At 68.8% G+C, this 5182-nt stretch carries 7 protein-coding genes; 3 read left to right on the plus strand and 4 right to left on the minus strand.

The window, feature by feature from the left end; translation table 11 throughout:
* Positions 1–696, plus strand: a 696-nt coding sequence (locus AC1DBQ_RS21520) for a PucR family transcriptional regulator (RefSeq protein ID WP_476930451.1), incomplete at its 5' end; no start/stop codon positions are given.
* A 90-nt stretch (positions 697–786) separates the two neighbouring features.
* On the opposite strand, the gene AC1DBQ_RS21525 is transcribed toward AC1DBQ_RS21520, so the two are convergent.
* From AC1DBQ_RS21525 to AC1DBQ_RS21540, 4 genes are read right to left on the minus strand one after another with little or no spacing between them, the layout of a single operon-like run.
* Positions 787–1854: a UDP-N-acetylmuramate dehydrogenase gene (locus AC1DBQ_RS21525; RefSeq protein ID WP_476930452.1), complete on the minus strand. Its 1068-nt coding sequence runs from the start codon at positions 1852–1854 to the stop codon at positions 787–789.
* Positions 1855–1911: 57 nt separating this feature from the next.
* The gene (locus AC1DBQ_RS21530; protein WP_476930453.1) at positions 1912–3219 is read right to left on the minus strand and encodes an MFS transporter; all 1308 of its coding nucleotides are present in this window, start codon (positions 3217–3219) and stop codon (positions 1912–1914) included.
* Positions 3220–3233: 14 nt separating this feature from the next.
* Entirely contained in the window at positions 3234–3671 is a 438-nt protein-coding gene (locus AC1DBQ_RS21535) for a MaoC family dehydratase (protein WP_476930454.1), read from the minus strand.
* 2 nt (positions 3672–3673) lie between these two features.
* Entirely contained in the window at positions 3674–4144 is a 471-nt protein-coding gene (locus tag AC1DBQ_RS21540) for an FAS1-like dehydratase domain-containing protein (protein ID WP_476930455.1), read from the minus strand.
* 249 nt (positions 4145–4393) lie between these two features.
* Between AC1DBQ_RS21540 and AC1DBQ_RS21545 the strand changes: the two genes are divergently transcribed.
* Both AC1DBQ_RS21545 and AC1DBQ_RS21550 read left to right on the plus strand, forming a co-directional pair.
* On the plus strand, positions 4394–4843 hold the full coding sequence (locus AC1DBQ_RS21545) for an ArsR/SmtB family transcription factor (protein ID WP_476930456.1): 450 nt from the start codon (positions 4394–4396) through the stop codon (positions 4841–4843).
* A 53-nt stretch (positions 4844–4896) separates the two neighbouring features.
* On the plus strand, positions 4897–5182 hold a 286-nt coding region (locus AC1DBQ_RS21550), incomplete at its 3' end, for a SulP family inorganic anion transporter (protein WP_476930457.1).

The raw sequence follows: 5182 nt of genomic DNA on the forward strand, positions 1-5182 counted from the left end.
CAGCTCGGACTGACGCATTCAGGTCCCTTCGTCGTCGCGGCTTTCCAACTGGAGCTCGGCCAGTCCKACGAGCTGTCCCTGATCCGCCTCGTCGACCTTGTCACKACCCAATGCGAAACGCACCGGCAAGGTGCGCAGTGCGTACTCATCGGCACCACTATTTATGCGTTGTTCGCCGATGCGCCCACTTCGGGCCCCGGATCCATTGAGACCCTGGCCCGCCGCCTGATCGAGCGTTCAGCGGCGTCCCTGCGGGTCAAGCTGCGGGCGTCAACGGGCTCGACCGTCACCGCCGTTGCAGACATCAGCCGATCCCGGCACGACGCGGACCTCGTCTTGCTGATGCTMGCCTCCGGCCGGAGCCCCGGCGACTACGCCAACGCTCAGGAAATGCGCAGTCGTCTGACCCTGCTGGAACTCGGTGCACTGTTCCGAAACTCGCCCCACCTTGTGTCTCCGGCCGCTGCCAGCATGAGGAAGTATGACGCCGAATCAGGAACCGAATACGCGAGCACTTTACGCACCTACCTCGATTTCTCCCGCGATTCCGCCAAAACCTCGGCGGCACTTTCAGTGCACCAAAATACGCTCCGCTACCGCTTGCGGCGTCTCCKGGAACTTTTTGGAATTGATGTGGACAACCCCGAAGACACCGTGGTCTTGTGGCTCAGCCTGCACGTTCAGGAGTTGCTGTAGGGAAATCGCCCCAACCTCGATGCGTCCCTGGCCCGGGCATGGCGGCGGGCGGCCCCGTTGCGGTGGCGTTCKCCAAAGGACCGGCCTTTCCTACAAGGCGACGCCGATCAGCAGCGGTTCCGGGTGCAGTTCGATCCCGAAGCGTTCGACGACGCCGTGGCGCACCTCGCGCGCAACGGCCAGCATGTCCGCCGTGCTCGCCCCGCCCCGGTTCGTGATGGCGAGGGTGTGCTTGGTGGAAAGCGATGCCCGGCCGCCCGAGACACTGTCCGGGGCCAGCCCAAAGCCCTTGGCGAAACCGGACTGGTCGATCAGCCACGCCGCMGAGAGCTTGGTCAGCCMGTCGGCACCGCCGGGGTAGCGCGGGGCGTCCTGCGGCAGCCGTGCCGCGACGTCCTCGGACACGATCGGGTTGGTGAAGAAGGACCCCGTCGAGTAGGTGTCCCGGTCGGCCGCGTCCCACACCATGCCCTTGGAGGCCCGGAGCCGCAACACTTCCCGGCGGACGTCGTTGGAGTAGGCCCGCTGGCCCTGCTCGACGCCGAGCGCCCGGGCGAGTTCGGCGTAGCGGATCGGGGCGCTCATCCGGCCGAGCGGGAGCTGGAATTCCACGGTGAGGACCACATAGCGCGGTGAACCGTTGACGGTGGCCTGCTTCAGGACGGAGTCACGGTAGCCGAACTTGAGTTCGGAATTCGTGAAAGTCTTGACTGCGTTGCGTTMCCGGTCCCACGTACGGACCGCGGCGATCGTCTGCGAGACGTCGGCCCCGTAGGCGCCGACGTTCTGCACGGGAGTGGCTCCGGTGGCGCCGGGAATTCCGGAGAGTGCTTCGACGCCGGACCAGGCATGCTTCACGGCGTGGTCAACGAAGGCATCCCAGTTGTGGCCGGCCTGCACCACCACCGCCACGCCGCCGCAGGAGTCCTCGGCATTGACGGTGAACCCCGCCGAGGCGATCTTCAGCACCGTTCCGGGGAACCCGGCGTCGGACACCAGCAGGTTGGAACCGCCGCCGATGATCAGCAAGGGCTGGCCGGCGGCGTCCGCCGTCCGCACGGCATCGATGATCTCGGCCTCGCTGCGGGCTTCGATGTAGCTGCCGGCGGGGCCGCCGACAGCTGAGGTGGTCAGGGCGGAGAGCAGAATCGGGGTCACCTGACCAGCCTAGCCGGGATCGTGCGCCGGCCTAAGCCGGTGGTGGATTGTACCTAGCTAGGCGGCGGGAACGGCTGCGGGGAGCTTACGCGCCACCGGGGAGAGCAGGAAGCTGCCGATCAGCATCACCATCACGGCCAGCAGCGAGTGCAGGATGCCCACGTGTTSGGCCAGGAGCCCCAGTAGCGGCGGACCGCACAGGAACGCGCCGTAGCCGATCGTCGAGACGACGGAGACACGTGCGGCAGCCTTGCCGGGATCGTCGGCGGCGGCGGACATGCCCACCGGGAAACCGAGCGAGGCGCCAAGCCCCCAAATGGCCAGGGCCACGTAGGCCAGMCACGGCACGGGGGCGAAGACGAACAGTCCGAGGCCAGCTACTGCCAGTGCGGCGCACCACCGCATCACCGGGACGCGACCGAACCGGTCCAGCACGAGCGTTCCGGCGAAGCGGCCCACCGTCATGAAGGTGACGAACAGTCCGTATCCGGCGGCCCCGGCGGCGTCGGACTGGCCATGKCCGTCCGCGAGCGCCAGCGCCACCCAGTCCCCCGCTGCCCCTTCGGCGAGGGCAAGGCCCAGGACCAGCACGCCCAGCAGCAGGGTGCGCCGGTCCCGCCAGGCCTGGGCGATCTGACGTTTGTTGTCCAGTGGCTGTTCGGGGACCGCGTCCGCCTGCCGGACGATGGGGATGGGCCCGGTGGAGGGATCTTCGAAGGTATCTGTCCCGGAGGCCGTGAACGGCTGTTCCCCCTGCACCGGCGTGATGTCGGCGCGGAACCACGCCGCAGCGACGGTCACGGAGCCGGCCACCAGCAGGCMGGCCGCGGCGAGGTGCCAGAAGACCGGGATCCCGGCGCCGGCAGCCCATGCACCCAGCCCGGCTCCGGCCACTGTCCCCAGGCTGAAGGAGCCGTGCAKCCGGGGCATGATGTGGCGGCGGACGGCGCGTTCCACCGCGGCGCCTTCGACGTTGGACGCCGTGTTCCAACTGGCGGTGCCCAGCCCGATGATTGACAGTCCCGCGGCGACCGCCACCGGGTTGGCGAGCACGGAGGTGCCGAAGCCTGCCAGCATCAGCCCGAACCCGACCATGATGCTGCCGATCCGGATGGTGCGCTTGGAGCCGAGCCGAAGGACAATCAGGCCCGAGGCGGACACGGACAGGAAGGACCCCGCCGTCATGCAGAGCAGGAGCAGCCCGATGGTGCCGGGAGTCAGGTCCAGGCCGTCGCGGATGGCCGGCAGCCGGGATGCCCACGTGGAAAACGCGATTCCGCTGGCCGCGTAGGCCACCACCACGGCATTCCGCCAGTGCGTGATCTCGGCAGCCGGGACGAAGACGTCTTTGGTCTCCTTAGTCACAGCAGCGCCACAGGCTAGCCCAGCCTGACGATGGCCTGGGCCTTGACCAGGACTTTCTGACCGGCCGAGATGACCGTGAGGTCGACGCGGGCGGTGCCGGCGTCGGCGTCGAGCGCTCCGATGGCGCCGCTGACCTCGATCACGGCGCCGGCTTCCGGMGTCCCCGTGGTGTCGGCCACCGGCACCGGCTTGGTGAATCGGGTCTGGAAGTCCACGACAGCGGCGGGGTCGCCGGCCCAGTCGGTGACGAGTTGGACGGCCGCGCCCATGGTGAACATGCCGTGGGCGATGACGCCCGGCAGGCCCACGCCCGTGGCGAAGGCCTCGTTCCAGTGGATCGGGTTGAAGTCACCGGATGCGCCGGCGTACTTGACGAGGTCGGTGCGGGTGACGGCGATGCTGCGGCTGCCGATGTCCTGGCCGACCGTAAGTTCTGCGATGTTGATGCTCATGGCTACTGTCCCTCTCCGCGGACCAGGATGGACGAGGTGGTGGTCGCGACCGGCTCACGGACATCGGCGGAATCGCTGTTGCCCAGGGCGAAGATTTCCGAGCGGGTGGTGATCATGGCCCCGCCGCCCATGGCGCGGACGCCGTCGACGTACAGTTCGGCGACCAGCCGGTCCCCGGCGACGATCGGACGGTGGTGGGTGAACCGCTGGTCGGCGTGGACCACGCGGGAGAAGTCGATGCCGGATTCCGGATCCTCGATCAGCTGCGCGTCGGCGCGCTGGGCGACGATKATGGCGAAGGTCGGCGGCGCGACGAGGTCGAGGTGTCCCAGTGCCTTGGCCGCGGCGACGTCGAAGTGGGCGGGATGAGTGGCCTTGACCGCGCGCGCGAACTCGCGGATCCTCTCGCGGCCGACGTCGTACACCTCTGCGGCAGGGTAGCTGCGCCCCTGCAGATCCGGATTGATAGTCATGGTTCCAGCCTATCGCCACGCCAGCGGCGCCCCGGCTTCATGACAGGGCGAGCGCCGGGCGGCAGGGATGCTTGGCCCGGGCGTGCGCCGGGGCCCAGCGGGCAGGGGCGCCCGGCTCGGGCCGKGCGGGCTTGACCGATGCGATATGATGAAAACATCAATCCATCAATCCACGGGTGATCGAAGGCCGCCGGGCACCGATGCCTTGGATGCGAGAAAGCGTTCTCCTGCCATGATCCCCTTMCGTCCATGATCACCCCCGCGCAGACCCCGCTGTACGAAATCAAGGCCAACCTGTTCAAGGCCCTCGCCCACCCGGCCAGGATCCGGATCCTGGAGCTTCTGGCCGCAGCGCCGGACACGGCAGCCCCTGTGAGCTACCTGCTCGCCGAGACGGGCCTGGAGGCCTCGCATTTGTCCCAGCACCTGGCGACGCTGCGCCGGCACGGGGTGGTGACGTCGGTCCGGACGGCGAATGCCGTGACCTACCGGCTGGCGCATCCCAAGATCTCGGAACTGCTGGCGATCGCCCGGGTCTTCCTGTTGGACAGCCTGGCCGGATCCAGCGAACAGCTTCGGCTGGCGCAGGAGCTGCCCGCCGGCCACCTCGGCAGCACGGGCCCCCTAGGCAGCCCCGACCGTTTCGGGAGCACCGACGGCCCCGAGAGMCCCGCCAGCCCCGAGAGCTCAGCGCTGTGAGCGCGGCCCAGACCTCACGCCCGGACCGGGCAGCCGGCACTGCCCAGGGACGGATGGCGCGGTTCCTGCCGTCACGCCGCGACTACGGGCTTCTGCGGTCCGCCTGGAAGACTGACTTGTTCGCTGGCATCACGGTGGGCATTGTGGCRCTCCCTCTGGCCCTGGCCTTCGGGGTGAGTTCCGGCGTCKGCGCAGAAGCCGGACTCATCACGGCGGTGGTGGCCGGGCTGGTGGCGGCCGTCATGGGCGGATCCAACGTMCAGGTCTCCGGCCCCACCGGCGCCATGGTAGTCGTTTTGGCCCCGGTGGTCGCCGCCCACGGCGTCGGCAGCATCGCCC

The sequence above is a fragment of the Arthrobacter sp. 10T413_2 genome, assembly GCF_056394205.1.